Source organism: Delftia acidovorans SPH-1 (assembly GCF_000018665.1).
GTDB classification, from domain to species: domain Bacteria; phylum Pseudomonadota; class Gammaproteobacteria; order Burkholderiales; family Burkholderiaceae_C; genus Comamonas; species Comamonas acidovorans.
Window position 1 is genome coordinate 2,946,660 of the sequence record NC_010002.1, and the last position, 15,383, is coordinate 2,962,042.

15 protein-coding genes are annotated in these 15,383 nt (G+C 61.0%); 3 read left to right on the forward strand and 12 right to left on the reverse strand.

Annotated elements, in window-relative coordinates; all coding sequences use genetic code 11:
- Nucleotides 1–96: 96 nt before the first annotated feature.
- Complete coding sequence (locus tag DACI_RS13435; RefSeq protein WP_027011074.1) at nt 97–984, forward strand: LysR substrate-binding domain-containing protein; 888 nt, start codon at nt 97–99, stop codon at nt 982–984.
- Nucleotides 985–1,555: 571 nt separating this feature from the next.
- On the opposite strand, the gene DACI_RS13445 is transcribed toward DACI_RS13435, so the two are convergent.
- The 8 genes from DACI_RS13445 to DACI_RS13480 form a co-directional block, all read right to left on the reverse strand.
- On the reverse strand, nt 1,556–4,528 hold the full coding sequence (locus DACI_RS13445) for a Tn3 family transposase (protein ID WP_012204554.1): 2,973 nt from the start codon (nt 4,526–4,528) through the stop codon (nt 1,556–1,558).
- A 2-nt stretch (nt 4,529–4,530) separates the two neighbouring features.
- Complete coding sequence (locus DACI_RS13450; protein WP_001162010.1) at nt 4,531–5,088, reverse strand: recombinase family protein; 558 nt, start codon at nt 5,086–5,088, stop codon at nt 4,531–4,533.
- 130 nt (nt 5,089–5,218) lie between these two features.
- A complete protein-coding gene (locus DACI_RS13455; protein ID WP_012204555.1) occupies nt 5,219–6,694 on the reverse strand; it encodes an efflux transporter outer membrane subunit in 1,476 nt (491 codons plus the stop codon).
- Complete coding sequence (locus DACI_RS13460) at nt 6,681–7,154, reverse strand: cytochrome c (protein WP_012204556.1); 474 nt, start codon at nt 7,152–7,154, stop codon at nt 6,681–6,683. Before DACI_RS13460 ends, DACI_RS13455 begins: the two co-directional genes overlap by 14 nt.
- 28 nt (nt 7,155–7,182) lie before the next feature.
- Nucleotides 7,183–7,893, reverse strand: coding sequence for an ABC transporter ATP-binding protein (locus tag DACI_RS13465; protein ID WP_003056107.1), 711 nt, complete (start codon nt 7,891–7,893; stop codon nt 7,183–7,185).
- Nucleotide 7,894: 1 nt separating this feature from the next.
- Complete coding sequence (locus tag DACI_RS13470) at nt 7,895–9,100, reverse strand: ABC transporter permease (RefSeq protein WP_003056108.1); 1,206 nt, start codon at nt 9,098–9,100, stop codon at nt 7,895–7,897.
- A complete protein-coding gene (locus DACI_RS13475; RefSeq protein ID WP_003056109.1) occupies nt 9,097–10,248 on the reverse strand; it encodes an efflux RND transporter periplasmic adaptor subunit in 1,152 nt (383 codons plus the stop codon). Before DACI_RS13475 ends, DACI_RS13470 begins: the two co-directional genes overlap by 4 nt.
- On the reverse strand, nt 10,245–10,853 hold the full coding sequence (locus DACI_RS13480; protein ID WP_012204557.1) for a TetR/AcrR family transcriptional regulator: 609 nt from the start codon (nt 10,851–10,853) through the stop codon (nt 10,245–10,247). The genes DACI_RS13475 and DACI_RS13480 overlap by 4 nt, the downstream gene beginning before the upstream one ends.
- 160 nt (nt 10,854–11,013) lie before the next feature.
- On the opposite strand from DACI_RS13480, the gene DACI_RS31210 reads away from it, so the two are divergent.
- Together DACI_RS31210 and DACI_RS13490 are read left to right on the forward strand one after the other, a co-directional pair.
- Nucleotides 11,014–11,505, forward strand: a complete 492-nt coding sequence (locus DACI_RS31210) for an SCO family protein (protein WP_076841736.1) — start codon at nt 11,014–11,016, stop codon at nt 11,503–11,505.
- Nucleotides 11,506–11,531: 26 nt separating this feature from the next.
- Entirely contained in the window at nt 11,532–12,011 is a 480-nt protein-coding gene (locus DACI_RS13490; RefSeq protein WP_003056114.1) for a copper chaperone PCu(A)C, read from the forward strand.
- Nucleotides 12,012–12,127: 116 nt separating this feature from the next.
- Here DACI_RS13490 and DACI_RS13495 read toward each other — a convergent pair whose 3' ends face one another.
- Genes DACI_RS13495 through trbF form a run of 4 tightly spaced genes read right to left on the reverse strand, consistent with a single transcriptional unit; the run spans nt 12,128 to nt 15,373 of the window.
- The gene (locus tag DACI_RS13495) at nt 12,128–12,403 is read right to left on the reverse strand and encodes a DUF2274 domain-containing protein (protein ID WP_003056116.1); all 276 of its coding nucleotides are present in this window, start codon (nt 12,401–12,403) and stop codon (nt 12,128–12,130) included.
- The gene (locus DACI_RS13500) at nt 12,400–13,668 is read right to left on the reverse strand and encodes a TrbI/VirB10 family protein (protein WP_012204558.1); all 1,269 of its coding nucleotides are present in this window, start codon (nt 13,666–13,668) and stop codon (nt 12,400–12,402) included. The genes DACI_RS13495 and DACI_RS13500 overlap by 4 nt, the downstream gene beginning before the upstream one ends.
- 2 nt (nt 13,669–13,670) lie before the next feature.
- Nucleotides 13,671–14,672: a P-type conjugative transfer protein TrbG gene (trbG, locus tag DACI_RS13505; RefSeq protein ID WP_003056120.1), complete on the reverse strand. Its 1,002-nt coding sequence runs from the start codon at nt 14,670–14,672 to the stop codon at nt 13,671–13,673.
- Nucleotides 14,669–15,373: a conjugal transfer protein TrbF gene (trbF, locus tag DACI_RS13510; protein ID WP_003056121.1), complete on the reverse strand. Its 705-nt coding sequence runs from the start codon at nt 15,371–15,373 to the stop codon at nt 14,669–14,671. Before trbF ends, trbG begins: the two co-directional genes overlap by 4 nt.
- Between the last annotated feature and the right edge of the window lie 10 nt (nt 15,374–15,383).

The window sequence follows — 15,383 nt, forward strand, 5'->3', positions numbered from 1 at the left end:
TCGATACGGCTAGGCATGCGTGCAGTTTGTTCGTGGAACGTGTCATCAATATGAAACTTGCACCCCGAAAAATAGGGGTATCTATAGATAACACCTATGTCTGGACTCACGCTACTTGCGGCTTTGAAAGCCTTTGATGCGACGGCAAGGGCCGGAAGCATGACTGCTGCTGCGAAGCTGCTTGATCTACAGCAGCCCACCATCTCAGCGCATATTCAGCGCCTGGAGAATGAGTACGGCGTGGAGCTTTTTCTTCGTCAAGGCCGCCGGCTTGAGCTGACTACCTTTGGCAGGACTCTGCTGGACTACACGCGGCGGGCATTCAGCGGCGAGGAAGATGCGCACGCCCTTTTGGCAGCAGCCAAAAACCGATTCGTCGGGCGTCTTGTGATTCACGCGATCGGCCCGTACAACGTAGTCCCTGTTCTGAAGGCCTTCGGGAGCCGCCATCCCCAGGTCGAGGTCTCTGTCCGTGTAGGCGACTCCCGCTCAATCACGGAAAAGCTCCTCGACTACCAGGGTGATGTCGGCGTGGTCCTCAATCACGCCGAGCACCCCGAACTCCATTGCATGCCATACAGGTCACAGCGCCTGGTGGTCTTTGCGAACCGAGAGCACGCCCTAGCCCGGTGCGGTGAGATAGTGCTCAAGGACCTTCAGAGCCAGCGCTTCGTCATACGTGAGGAAGGTTCAACGACAAGAAGAGTCTTCGAGAGCGAGCTAATTGCCCGCAATATCAACATCCAGGTTGCGCTGGAGATGGGAAGCCGGGAGGCTGTCCGCGAGGCAGTCGCACAAGGAATAGGACTAGGCGTCGTTGCCGAGACAGCCTATGTTCCAGATCCGCGTCTTGTGAAGCTGAAGATTCTGGATACAGCAATGGCCACCCACGTCGACTTCATCTGTCGTCGCGAACGACAGAACGCTCCGCTGATAGCAACGATTTTCGACTTGGCAAAAGAGGTGAGAAGAGGCCTGGCCTAAAGATTCACGAACTTGGCGACAGGGCCCGAGTGGATCATTCATGCCAAGCCTATCGTTAGCAGCCATGCTGTCAGTCAAACAGGCCTAGATGGCTGCGCCTGTGGGAAGTGACTCCGTTGGATCCACTCTTACTCTTCGTCGTAGCCAATACCGTTGGACCATCGACAAGCTCCCTGTACAGCTTGTATCTTGGAGCGACGTACGGAGTTAGGGGAGCGCTTGGCTACACGCTCGGCACCAGTCTTGGCTTCTCCATCGTCGTCACTACCAGCTCCGTGCTAGTCGCGGTTGCCTATGAGATTCCTGCTGGCGGGCAATTTGGCCTAAAGCTGTTCGCGTCTGGCTATACCGCGTGGATTGCAAGCAAGTGCTTGCGTACTGCCTGGACGTCCAGCCGTGATTCCACCAAGGCTCTTGCCTTCACCAAGCTTGGGGCCTATGACGGTGCCATTCAGCAACTCGCAAACCCACGAGGGTGGGCCCTCGCCACTGTCTCAGTGGTCGGGTTCTCCGACGCCCAAGTCCCACCGTTGATGGAGGGGTCGTCTCAGAAAACGGAAAATAAAGCACGCTAAGCCGGTGGCAGCGGTCGCAATGGCCTGAACTTCCCCGCACCGACCTTGGCACTGCTGCGCCATAGGTAATCGCCGGTCAGGTTGATATGCTCCCACCCCAGCGGTGACAGATATTGCAGCAACGTGTCGTCCAGCGCCTTGCCGTGGGCACGCAAAGCACTGGTGGCACGCTCCAGATAGACCGTGTTCCACAACACGATGGCCGCCGTCACCAGATTGAGGCCGCTGGCCCGGTAGCGCTGCTGCTCAAAACTGCGGTCGCGGATTTCACCCAATCGGTAGAAGAAGACCGCCCTGGCCAGCGCGTTGCGCGCCTCGCCCTTATTCAGCCCCGCATGGACGCGGCGGCGCAGCTCCACGCTTTGCAGCCAATCCAGAGTGAACAGCGTGCGCTCGATGCGCCCCAGCTCGCGCAGGGCGACGGCCAAGCCGTTTTGGCGCGGATAGCTGCCGAGCTTGCGCAGCATCAGCGAGGCCGTCACCGTGCCCTGCTTGATCGAAGTGGCCAGCCGTAGGATTTCATCCCAATGAGCGCGAATAGCCTTGATGTTCAGCCTGTCGCTGCTAATCATCGGCTTGAGTGCATCGTAGGCAGTATCGCCCTTGGGAATGAACAGCTTGGTGTCGCCCAGGTCGCGGATGCGCGGCGCGAACCGGAATCCCAGAAAGTGCATCAGGCCGAACACATGATCGGTGAAGCCCGCCGTGTCGGTGTAGTGTTCCTCGATACGCAAGTCAGACTCGTGGTACAGCAGGCCATCGAGCACATAGGTCGAGTCGCGCAAGCCGACGTTGACCACCTTGGCGCTGAAGGGCGCGTATTGGTCGGAGATATGGGTATAGAACGTCCGCCCAGGGCTACTTCCATACTTCGGATTGATATGCCCGGTGCTCTCTGCCTTGCTGCCGGTTCGGAAGTTCTGGCCGTCCGACGATGACGTGGTGCCGTCGCCCCAGTTTCCGGCGAAGGGTTGTCGAAACTGTGCGTTCACCAGCTCGGCCAGCGCCGTCGAATAGGTTTCGTCGCGAACGTGCCAGGCTTGCAGCCAAGACAGCTTGGCGTAGGTGGTGCCAGGGCAGGACTCGGCCATCTTGGTGAGCCCAAGATTGATACCATCAGCCAGAATCGTCGTCATCAGCAAGGTTTTGTCCTTGGCCGTGTCGCCGGTCTTCAGGTGTGTGAAGTGGCGCGTGAAGCCCGTCCATTCATCGACCTCCATCAGCAACTCGGTGATCTTGAGGTGCGGCAGCAACATCGCCGACTGGTCAATCAAGGCTTGCGCGGCGTCTGGCACCGCTGCGTCCAGCGGCGTGATCTTCAGGCCCGATGCAGTGGTGATGATGGCATCCGGTAAGTCGTTGGTCGCCGCCATGCGGTTGACTGTGGCGAGTTGCGCCTCCAATAATTCCAGTCGGTCATGCAGATATTGGTCGCAGTCGGTGGCCACGGCCAGTGGCAATTCGCTGGCCAGCTTCAGGGTGGCGAACTTCTCGATCGGCACCAGGTATTCGTCGAAGTCCTTGAACTGGCGCGAACCCTGCACCCAAACATCACCAGAGCGCAGTGCGTTCTTCAGCTCCGACAGGGCGCATAACTCGTAGTAACGCCGGTCAATACCCTCGTCGGTCAGAACCAGCTTTGCCCAGCGCGGCTTGATGAATGCGGTTGGCGCATCGGCGGGCACCTTGCGCGCGCTGTCGCTGTTCATGCCGCGCAGCACGTCGATGGCATCGAGCACACCCTTGGCGGTGGGCGCGGCGCGCAGTTTGAGCACGTCCAGGAACTGCGGCGCATAGCGGCGCAGCGTGGCGTAACTCTCGCCGATATGGTGCAGGAAATCAAAATCGGCAGGCCGCGCCAGCGTTTGCGCCTCGGTGACGTTGGCGGCGAAGGTGTCCCACGGCATGACCGCTTCGATGGCGGCGAACGGATCGCCGCCGCTTTGTTTGGCTTCAATCAGCGCCTGACCGATGCGCCCATACATCCGCACCTTGTCGTTGATCGCCTTGCCGGAAGCCTGGAACTGCTGTTGATGCTTGTTCTTGGCCGCATTGAACAGCTTGCCGATGATGCGGTCGTGAAGGTCGATGATTTCATCAGTGACGGTGGCCATGCCCTCGATGGCCAGTGCTACCAAGGTGGCGTAACGCCGCTGCGACTCGAACTTGGCCAGGTCGGCGGGCGTCATCTGGCCGCCCTCGCGGGCGATCTTGAGCAAGCGGTTTTGGTGTACCTGCCGTTCGATGCCAGCAGGTAGGTCAAGCGCCTGCCAGGCTTTGAGGCGTTCGATGTGTTCAAGCATGTGGCGCGAGTTCGGCTTGGCGGGCGATTGGCGCAGCCACGCTAGCCACGTCATTTTGCTACCATCCTTGCGCTTGAGCAGTTCGTCCAGGCGCTGGCGATGGACAGGTATCAAGGAATCGGCCAATGCCGCATGGATGCTCCGGTTGGCACGGGTAATGGCCTCGGCGCTTGCGCGCTCGATGGCATTCATGGCGGGTAGGATGATGCTCTGCCGCCGCAGGTTTTCAACAAGGGTGCTGGCCAGCACAATGCCTTTGTCTGTTTGCAAGGCCAGTTCGGTCAGTGTATGCACGGCTTGCCGGTAGTGACTCATGGTGAAGGGCTTGAATCCAAACACCGTTTGCAGCTCGACCAAGTGCTCCCGCCGTGTCTGCTCGCGCTGGCCGTAATCGTTCCAGCTTTCCACCGGCACCTTGAGTTGTGCGGCCACCATGCGCAGCAGGGGCGGAAATGGAGGTTCATCGACGCCCAAGAAGATGCCAGGGAATCGCAAGTAGCAAAGCTGCACGGCGAAGCCCAATCGATTCGCGGCGCCGCGACGCTGACGGATCACCGACAGGTCGGTTTCGTTGAACGTGTAGTGCCGTATCAGTTCGTCTTTGGCATCTGGCAGTGCCAGCAGACTTTCGCGCTCGGTGGCGGACAGGATTGAGCGGCGTGGCATGGTCAGTCTTCCCGCAGGTACTGGTACAAGGTTTCGCGGCTGATGCCGAAGTCACGGGCCACCAAGGTTTTTTGGTCGCCTGCCGCAACTCGCCGTTTCAACTCGGCAATTTGTTCGCTGTTCAGCGATTTCTTTCGTCCCCGGTAGGCACCGCGCTGCTTGGCCAGCACGATTCCCTCGCGCTGACGTTCGCGGATCAGGGCGCGCTCGAACTCAGCAAAGGCTCCCATGACCGACAGCATCAGATTGGCCATCGGTGAGTCCTCGCCGGTGAACGTCAGCCCTTCTTTGACGAACTCCATGCGCACGCCCCGTTGTGTCAGCCCTTGGACGATGCGGCGCAGGTCATCAAGGTTGCGTGCCAACCTGTCCATGCTATGCACCACCACGGTGTCGCCCTCGCGGACGAAGGCCAGCAGCCTTTCAAGTTCGGGACGTTGTGTGTCCTTGCCTGAAGCCTTATCGGTGAATACCTTGCCGACTTCTATTTGTTCCAGTTGTCGATCAGGATTCTGGTCGAAGCTGCTGACGCGGACGTAGCCGATACGTTGACCTTGCAAGATGCCTCCAAAGGTAAAAATGTCAGGATGAAATCTATTACCCTTGACTGAATGTGTCAATAAATATAAATTCACACTCTACTCTGACGTTGTTTGTGCTCAACATCTGACATCAGGTTAGGGCATAGCCTTAACTGACACCACCTCCCAGGGCCTGATATAAAGCAACACTATCGACTAGGCGTTGTGCCTGGGCCGCAACCATATTGATCCGGATTGACTGTGCCTGTTGCTGCGCGATGAGCAGTTGCAGGTAGCTGGCCGCGCCCAGCCGGTATTGCCGCTCGACCGACTGCAAGGAGGCCTGTGCAGCCATATCAGCGGCAGCGAGGGCAGTCAAAGTTTGTGCATCGCTTTCCACCGCGCGCAGGGTGTCGGCGACGTTACGCAAAGACTCCAATACGACGCTCTGGTAATTGGCTGCGGCGGCATCAAAAGCGGCGAGCGCCGCTCTTTTTTCAGCGGGTAGCCCTGGATTAAAAAGAGGCTGGGTGAGCTGCGCAACCAGGCCCCACACTGCCGAGCCACCACCGAACAGGGTACCGGTGGTCAGCGCTTGAGAGCCAAGGTTGGCGCTCAGGTTGATCTGTGGGTAGAGCTTGGCGACAGCCACACCATAGTCTGCATTGGCCGCATGCAACAGCGCCTCTGACGCCTGGATATCCGGTCGGCGGCGCACCAGTTCTGAGGGCACGACGAGCGGCATCTCGACGGGCAGAGTGAAATCGGCCAGAGTGAAGGCCGGGATGCCACCCGTGCCTGGGGCACGACCGGCTAGCACCGCCAGTAGATGTTCGGTTTGTTGCAGTTGTTTACGCAGCGCAGGCAGTTCTGCCCGCGTTTGCTCCGCCTGAGCTTGTAGGCTCAACGCTTCATCAGGTGAGGCCTGACCGATACGCACGCGTTCATGGGCTAGGCGCAGTTGCTCATCCTGCACGCGCAAAATGGCAGTAGTGGCTTCTAGTTGCGCGGCGAGGCGTGCTCGGGTAATGGCAGCGGTTGCCATGTTGCCGGCAAGGGCCAGGCGCGCAGCATTCAGTTCGAAGCGACGGTAGTCGGCGCGAGCAGCCAAGGCTTCGAGTGCGCGCCGGTTGCCGCCAGCCAGATCGAGGTTGTAATGCGCGCCAACGCTGGCGTTGTAGAGGCTGAATTGACGTGCGTCTCCGCTCAACCCTTGGCTACTGGGACTCATTTGCTGGCGCTGAGATCCCAGTGCGACATCTACCTGTGGATATTGCGTCGAGCCCGCCTGTGCGGCAAGAAGCTCCTGCGCCTGTCGCAAATTGGCGCTGATGCTCGCCAGCGTCGGGCTGACATGGAAAGCTTCGTTGATCAGTCCGTCGAGTGTGGATGAACCCAAGCTTTGCCACCATTGCGTTTCGATCGGAAGCCCTTCGACTAGACGTTGTGTTTCGCCGAACTGCGTGGGAGCGGACGCGGTTCTATCAGCCACCGGTGTTGCAGTGTAGCGAGCCGTGGGACGCTGAAAATCAGGGCCGGCGGCGCAACCGGCCAGACCGGCGGTGACCAGACCAGCTACCAGGTAAGTTGCCGCAAGCCGTCTTTCGAGGCTGATGGGGCGCTGGCATGTTTTAGCGTGCTCCATAAAAATGCTCCACGAAAGGTTTACGGAAAGCTTGGTGGCAGCCCAAGCAGCTTTCCTGCACGTGGGCGAATGATTGGATCACCGCCTTGCCGTCGCTGCTCGCAGCAGCCAGCTTCATGGCCAGCGCCGCCTTGTGAGTCTGCGCGTCAAAGTTTCTGAACTTGGTCGCATCAGCGCCGAGGTAAGCAAGGATGCGCATTTTTTCAGTAAGCGGTGGCTCGGGGTGTGCAGCAACTTTTGGGGCGAGCTGAACGACCTGAACCCATTCCTCCTGCGAAATCGCACCGGTAATAGCCTGCATGTTGCGCCCGAGTTCCTGCATGATCTTGCGTAGCGCCAGTGGCTCAACCTGGGTAGCGTCACCAGCCCAAGCTGGCAACTGAAAACCCCATAAAAGCAGGCAGGCCGTAACGGTCAGGGTGATAGTTCCAAATGCGTGGCTGTGTTTGCGGTGGGTCATGAAATTCTCCTGTAATTCAATCGTTCTCTCATTCGAACTCCCGCCCTTCGCCAGCTTCCTCATGGGTCACACCGTCGCGGATGTGGTAGATGCGCTTGAAAGTGGGGATGATCTTTTCGTCATGGGTGACGACGATGATGGCGGTCTCGAACTTCCGAGCCATGTCATTGAGGATGCGGATTACAGCCATGGCGCGCTCACTGTCTAGTGGAGCTGTGGGCTCATCAGCCAGGATCACCGGAGGGCGATTGACCAAACCTCGCGCAATGGCGACCCGTTGCTGCTCGCCACCGGAGAGTTGCGAGGGCATGGCGCGAGCCCGGTGTTGCACATCGAGCGCGGTGAGCAGTTCCAGTGCCTTCGCGCGCGACTCCCCATTCGCGACGCCTGCGAGCATCGGCAGTAGCGCCACGTTGTCGGTGACATCGAGAAACGGAATCAGGTATGGTGCCTGGAAAACGAAACCGATCTTGTCGCGCCGCAAGGCGCGCAAGTCGCGGACTTTCCAGCCATCGTCGTAGATCACTTCATCGCCCAGCGTCATGCGACCGGCGGTCGGATCAATCACCGCGCCCAGACATTTGAGCAGCGTGCTCTTGCCGGACCCGGAAGGGCCAATCAGGCCCACCACCTCGCCGGGTGCCACCTGCATGTCCACGCCTTTCAAGGCATTGACCGCGGTATCGCCCTCGCCATAACGTTTTCTCAAACCTTCGATGCGAATGCCTTTGCCACTCATCTCAACCTCCAATGGCTTCGGCCGGGTCGACCTTGAGTGCCATGCGAATGGCGACGATGCTGGCTAGAACGCAGATCACGAGCACGGCGAAAAAACCGGCGATGGAGTCGAACGGCATCAGCAGTACGTACTTGGGAAACAGGGGCGCTGAGAAAGTGGCTGTGATCTTGCCGACCACGAAACCAATCACGCCCAGGGCGAGCGCCTGCTGCATGATCATCGCGGCGATGGTTCGGTTGCGTGTGCCGATGAGCTTCAACACCGCGATCTCGCGGATTTTGTCCATCGTCAGCGAATAGATGATGAAGGCAACGATGGCCGCGCTAACGATGGCCAGAATCACCAAGAACATGCCGATCTGCTTGGCCGACGTGGCGATCAACTTGCCGACGAGGATGTCTTCCATCTGTGCCCGTGTGTAGACCGTCAAACGTTTCCAGCGCCGGATGGATTCGGCAACCTCGTCCGGCGCATGACCAGGTTTCAGAGTGACCAGCACTGCATTGACGAACGCGTTGGTGCTCTGTGAAGCAATCACGGCATCCAGCAAACCAGTAACACCGGGTCGATTGAAGGCCGGGTTGGCTTCGGTGCGACGCCGGCTTTGCCAAATGGCGTCGTTGTCCTTGAGGAACTGAGCCTCTTGGGCATCCTTGAGCGGAATGAATACCATCGGGTCGCCGCTGGACGACACCATGCGCCGTGTCAGCCCCACGACGGTGTAATGATTTCGGCGAATGGCAAGACGATCTCCCAGTTTGAAGCCGGTGGCGATGTCGGCCACCGCCTCGTAGTGACCGCGCGTGATCTGGCGTCCAGCGACGAGATAAGGAGGCCATCCGGGTGTAGCCCCCAACGCACCGGGCGCGATGCCGACCACCATGGTGCGTACATCACTCTCGCCCTTGCGTACCTGCATGGTCAGGTAGGTCACGTTCGCTGCCTGTGAGACTCCCGGCATGGCGAGAATGGCGCGATACACGTCATCGTTGAGGCTGGACGACTCCGCATAAGGACCCAGAGTATCCTTTTGCACCACCCAAAGGTCAGCGCCACTGTTGTCGAGCAACGCCTTGCCGTCGTCCACCATGCCTCGGTACACCCCAGCCATGACCAGGGTGACGCCGATCAGCAGACCCAGACCGATGCCGGTGAAGACGAATTTTCCCCAGGCATGGAGAATGTCGCGGCCGGCCAGGCTGATCATCGTGACACTCCTGGGATATGGTCGACCACATGGATGCGGCTGCGCGCCGTCAGTGCCTTTTCGCTATAGGTCACAACCTGGTCCCCATTCTTGAGCCCTTCGCGCACCTGCACGTAACCATTGAGGTCGGAAGTGCCGAGCTTGACCGGGGAGAAATGCAGATCACCATCCACGATTTGCCAGACACCAACTTTGTCGCCCTCACGCTGGACGGCAGCGTTGGGGATCAGTGGAGCGGCCGGGAGCGCCGGCAAGTCAACCGTGACTTCGGCCAGTTCACCCACCGGTGGCAAAGGTTCTGGTTTGTTATCGAATGTCACCTTGGCAAGCGTTTCCTCGGTTACCGCGTCGGCCTTGGGTTCCACCCGCAGCACGCGACCTTTCAAGGTCTGGCCACCACGCGAACGCAGGACGATAAGAGTCGGCAACCCCCCAGCCAGCCCCGATGCGCTGATCTGGTCGAAGCGCGCATTGATCCACAAACTCTTGGGGTCGATCACTTCCACCACGGCCTGGCCCGCGACGATGGTCGTGCCGGGATCGGCATCGCGCACGGCGACTACACCGTCGACCGGCGCGATCAGGCGCAGATTGCTCCGCTGCGCGACGAGTCCTTCGCGGTCGGAGCGTGCCCGGACAATATCTTCCCGAGCGGCAGATAAGGCGGCATCGGCGATCTGCAGTTCCTGCCGCTTGGTGGTGACGATTTCCTCGCTGGTCGAGCGCACCGCAAACAATTGCTCGTAGCGGCGCGCCTGGGTTTGCGCGTAGGCTTGCCGGGCTTCTGCCTCGCGCAAAGCCGCTTCCGCACGCTTGAATGCCGACTCCTGTGAGCGCACCCGATCATCGAGGTCGACCGGCTCCATCTCGCCGAGCACCTGTCCGGCCTTGACCTGGTCGCCTACATGCACCTCCAGGCGTTTGACGCGCCCGGCAAACGTCGGCCCGATCTTGTAGGTGTAGCGCGCCTCCACCGTGCCGATGCCGAACAGCGCCGGTGTGATAGCCCGTGATTCCACGCTTGCCACCGTCACCGCGACCGGGGCGAGCGGCCCTGATCGCAGACCGACATAAATAAAAAGCACCAGCAAAGGAATGATGACGGCAAGCAGCGCCAGGGTGCGGCCTTGCAAGGGTAACTTTTTCATTGCGCACTCCTTATGCCACGCCGATAAATTGCAAAGACGCGCGGCGCATCGCCGTGCATACGTCCCACATCACCCGCCAACAGCGATTGCATGACCAAGCCCTGGATCGTGCCAATGAACAGCGTTGCCGCCGCCTCGTTGTCAAGCGAGGGAGACAACTCGCCGCTGGCCTTGCCTTTCTCGATGAGACGATGCAAACGTTCGCCGTAGCGCTGAATCAAGGTTTGCACCATGCGCTTGGCCGGTGTCGATTCGGCACGCTGAAGCTCACCAAACATCATTCTTGGCACGCCTGGGTGCTCAGCTACGAATTCGATATGACTCATGAACATCGCCTCCATGGCTGCCAAGGGCGACTCGATTCCTTGTGCGGATCGATCGATTCTGGCTAATAGGCGCTCTGCTACCCACTCCATGACCGCCTGCCAAATGGCTTCCTTGTTCGGGAAGTGCCGAAACAGCGCACCCTGGGTCAAGTTCATGTGTTTAGCGATAGCTGCAGTGGTTATCTCGCTTGGGTTTTGTGAACCGGCAAGCGCCACGACGGACTCGACAGTTACGGCACGACGTTCATCGGCCGGCAGATGCTTTGGATGGGTGTCCACGAGCACTCCTTGTAAGATAGTAATTGATTACTATCTTACCACAAGAGGCAACTCAAACAAGAGAAAACCCGACGTACTCGTCAATATCTAGCGTCTGCAATGGGCTTAACGTGCTTTATTTTCCGTTTTCTGAGACGTCCCCACGTACAAAGGTGTCGATCTGACCGGTGCAACCTATGCCACGGACATCCGGCTCTCCGACCCGGATGGCAATGAGCGCACGCTGGCGGACTTCCGAGGCAAGGCCATCCTGGTCTTCTTCGGCTTCACTCAGTGCCCAGATGTCTGCCCGACGGCCCTGGCGCGGGCGGCCGAGGTCAAGCGGCTTCTCGGCCCCGACGGCGAGCGCTTCCAGACACTGTTCGTCACGGTCGATCCCGAGCGCGACACGCCCGAGGTGCTCAAAGCCTACACGGCTGCATTCGACCCCAGCTTTATCGGTCTGTACGGCGACCTGGAACGCACCGCACAGATCGCCAAGGACTTCAAGGTCTACTACAAGAAAATGCCGACGGGATCGTCCTACACCATGGACCACACATCGCTCAGCTACGTCTACGACCCGCTAGGAAAGCTGCGCTTGGCCCTGCGCCATGAGCAACCCGCCCAAGACTATGCGGACGACATCCGCAAGCTCTTGAACCCTGCCTGACCCTCTATCCCCTCAAGGAGAACACCATGAAACTCGTCATCCGCACAGCCATCGTCGCCGCCTCGCTGCTCGCGGCCACCGCCCAGGCGCAAGTCACCGTCAAAGATGCCTGGGTGCGCGCCACCGTACCGCAACAGAAAGCCACCGGCGCCTTCATGCAGTTGAAGGCAACCAAGAATAGCAAGCTGGTCTCGGCCAGCTCGCCGCTTACGCCCGCCGTCGAGGTCCACGAGATGGCCATGCAGGACAACGTGATGAAGATGCGCCAGGTGCCGGCCGTCGAGCTGCCCGCAGGCAAGACCGTGGAACTCAAGCCCGGCGGCTACCACGTGATGCTGATGGACCTGAAGCAGCAGGTGAAGGAAGGCGACACGGTGCCTCTGACCCTCGTCATCGAGGGCCCGGACGGCAAGCGCGAATCGGTCGAAGTGAAGGCTCCCGTGCGTGCGCTCAACGCCAGCGCCCAGCCGGCTGGCCACGATGCCCAGGGCGGCCACAAGCACTGAAGCACTTGGCGGGTGGGTGAATGGCGCACCTGTAGCACACCCCACCGCTTGCAGCCCTCGAAATTCGAAGCCGCGATGCCAACTCCCGCAACCTAGGTCACGCATAGCCAAAAAGCTCACGGCGTACGGCAACCGGAGATGGTTACTCCACCAGCGTTTTGCAATGCGTGTTTACTAGCGCTGTTTCTCTGAAACCCACGGTCTCCTTGCATGAAGGCCTCTAGCATGTGCGGGATCAGCGTCGTGGCATCGACCGCTTCGCCGTACACCTGCGCGTGCAGCGCGGCGTAACGGTCGAGGTCGGCTTTCAGGCTGACCGGGCACGCAAAGGCCAGCTTGACGCTCTCGACCTTGGGCAGCGGCCCAAGCCGCAACTTCCTGGTGGTGTTCATTTCGCAATTCCACGGTTGAAGAACATAGGCTGGTACGGCCGCAGCACAAAATCGCGGTTGACGATGATCCGCACCGGCAGGCCCGGCCGCTCGGTCAGCGTCGGCTGGATGTTCATGTTGCGCCGGGTCATCTCTTGGCCGACCTGGTTGATGCTGTCCTGCGCGCTATCGCGCCCAGCGATCACGATGCGGTTGCCATCCTGCCGGTTTTCCGGTGCGGCCAACTCGGCACCCACGCCCAGCAGGGTCGTCAGCGCCGCACCCGCGAAGACGCGATCCCAATGCCAATCGACGCCATCCTCCAGGCCGGAATAGCCGGCAGGGTCAGTGCCCGCCAGGTTGTCTAGCTTCAGCGAGGACGTGTCCGGCAGGATGACGCGGTTCCACACCACCTGTACGCGGCTCTGCCCGTAGCTCACCTGGCTGTTGTACTTGCCCAGGATGCGCGATCCCTGTGGGATCAGCAGGAACTTGCCAGTGGCCGTGTCATAGACCGGCTCCGTCACCGTGGCTATCACGTCGCCCGGCAGATCGGACTTGATGCCCGTCACCAGCGCGCCCGCGATCACCGTTCCCGCCATGACCTGATACGGCGAGGCCGGCATCTGGAGATTGCCGGAATTGCGGGTTTCCGTAGAACCGCCTTTCAGGAAAGCCTCTTTCTGGTCTTGCCGGTTCTGCACGGCTGTCGGGTCGGATGGCTGGGCCGCCGTCGAGGCCGGGCCAGCGGCCAGCGGGTCGAAGCCCGCCAAGGCGCTGCCGGGCGCAGCCGCAGCGGCTTGCGCCGTGACCGGCGCGGTGGCCTTGCCTTGGTTGCCCGAGCGGAAAAACACCGACGAGTTCGCCGCCGCATCGGCCTCCTTGCGCCATGCATCCGCCGGATCATGTCCCGGCTGTGCGTAGGCCGGCGTCACCGGCTGCTGCGACTTCACGATGGCTGGGCCGAGATCACCCGGCAGCGGCGGCCCCAGCTCGGGCACCTTCGGCGGCAGCTTCGAGTAGTCGGCCGGCAGACCATCCAGCCCCTCGGACTTCGAGACGCGATCGACGTTGTAAAGCTCGGTCTGCTCGCCCGTGCCGCGCCGGTGCGGCTGCAATGACCAGATCGTGGCCCCGAGCACGGCGACCGACAGGACGCCGACGAGGATGGCCAGCGTGCGCCGGTTCAGGCGCGTGACCGGGCGCGGCTGGGCGCGCAGCGCCACCGCCTCGGGCGCGACCTTGCCCGCCTGCGCCGCAAGATCAGGGGAATCGTCCTGGCTCATGGTCAGTTCCTCCGTGTGCCGTCCGTGCGCTCAATCCGCACCACGTCGCCTTTGTCCCCGCCCAGGCGCAGTTCGGCCGCGCCGAACAGGCGATCAACGATGTAGTACGGCGCACGGAATCGGTAGTTCACCAGTTGCCCGTCGCCTTGCGCGCCGATCACGAACAGCGGCGGCAGCTCGCCCTGGGCGATGCCGGGCGGGAACTGGATGTAGACCTTCTCGCCGTCATCGAAAGCACGCAGCGGCTTCCACGGCGGATTGCTGCCGCTGATGGCATAGCGGAAACGGATCTTCTCCAGCGACAGGCCGCTATCGACCGGGGCGGCGGCGCTGGCCGCCTGCGCCTGGCGCTGCAAGGCCAGCATCTTGTCCTTCGGGTACTCCCAGGACACCGACGCCATCCACGTCTTTTCGGTCGAAGTCAGCTCCAGCAGATACGTCCGGCGGCTGGTGGTGATGACCAGATTGGTCTTCAAGCCCGAGCGGATCGGCTTGACCATCACGTTGACGCGCAGAGCCTCACCGCTGCCGCTCGACGTGTCCCCGACGATCCAGCGCACCGTGTCGCCGGCCGCGACCGTCACCAGTTCCTCGCCGGGCTGCAGCGAAACCACCGTCACGCGGCCCACGGCCGCGTAGAGCTGGTAAAGCGCGCCATCGGTAAAGGGCCAGACCTGGATCGCGTTGACGTAGCCTTCGCGCGTGGGCGCGACACGGGCCTCGGCATTGGCGCGCGAGACGCGCACTTTCTCATCCGCGGGTTCCGGCGCGGGCTTGGCCTCCTCGGTCTCTGGCAGTGGTTTCAACTGCGACGGCAGCGCGAGCGGCTGCGGCACCGTGACCACCTCCACCGGTTTTGGTGGCTCCGGCAGCGGCTGGGCCTGCACCGGCTCATCGAGCGAAATGGTCGGTGGCGGCTTGCCCTGAGTAGCGCAGCCAGAGAACAGCACGGTCGAAGCCAGAAGCATCACCGGCAAGGCGGATTTACGGAAAAGATCATTCATGGTTTTGCTCCTTCGTTAGCTTCCAGTTCGCGGCTCCACGACAGCCCGTTGACGTAGATGCCCAGGGGGTTCTTGCGCAGACGCTGCTCGGTGCGCGGGGTTTGCAGCACCGTGGAAATCACCGCGTTCCAGCGTTCGGTGCGATCCAGCGCGCCATTGACGAAGCGCGTTTCCGTCCAGCGCACGTTGAAAGACGTGTCGCTGGCGCGGGTCACGCTGGTGATCTGCACCGTCACCGACTCCTTGCCGATGCGCGCGAACGGGTCATTCGTGCGGGCGTACTCGTTGAGCACGACCGCGCCTTTGTCGGTCGTGTAGTCGTAGGCATCGAGCCAGTTCTGCCGCACCACGATGGGGTCGATGGACAGCGAGCGCACCAGGCCGATGAAGCGGCCCAGGTGGTAGGCGATCTGCGCATCGCTGGGCTTGTAGGGCGTGGCGGCCTCGCCGACAGCGCGCACCTGGCCCGCGTTGTCCACCTCAATGACGTAGGGCGTGACGATGGACTGCGCCGAGCGCCAGACTAGGCCGCCCGCCATCAGCACGGCCAGCGTGAGGCAGCCAAAGGCCATGAAACGCCAGTTTCTGGCCTGCACGCGGGCCGAGCCGATGCGCTCGTCCCAAACCTGGGCGGCGGATTGATACGGAGTAGCAGGCTGTGGCGTATCGGCGTAGCGCACCTGCGGTCGTTTGAATCGCATGGGAGTTCTC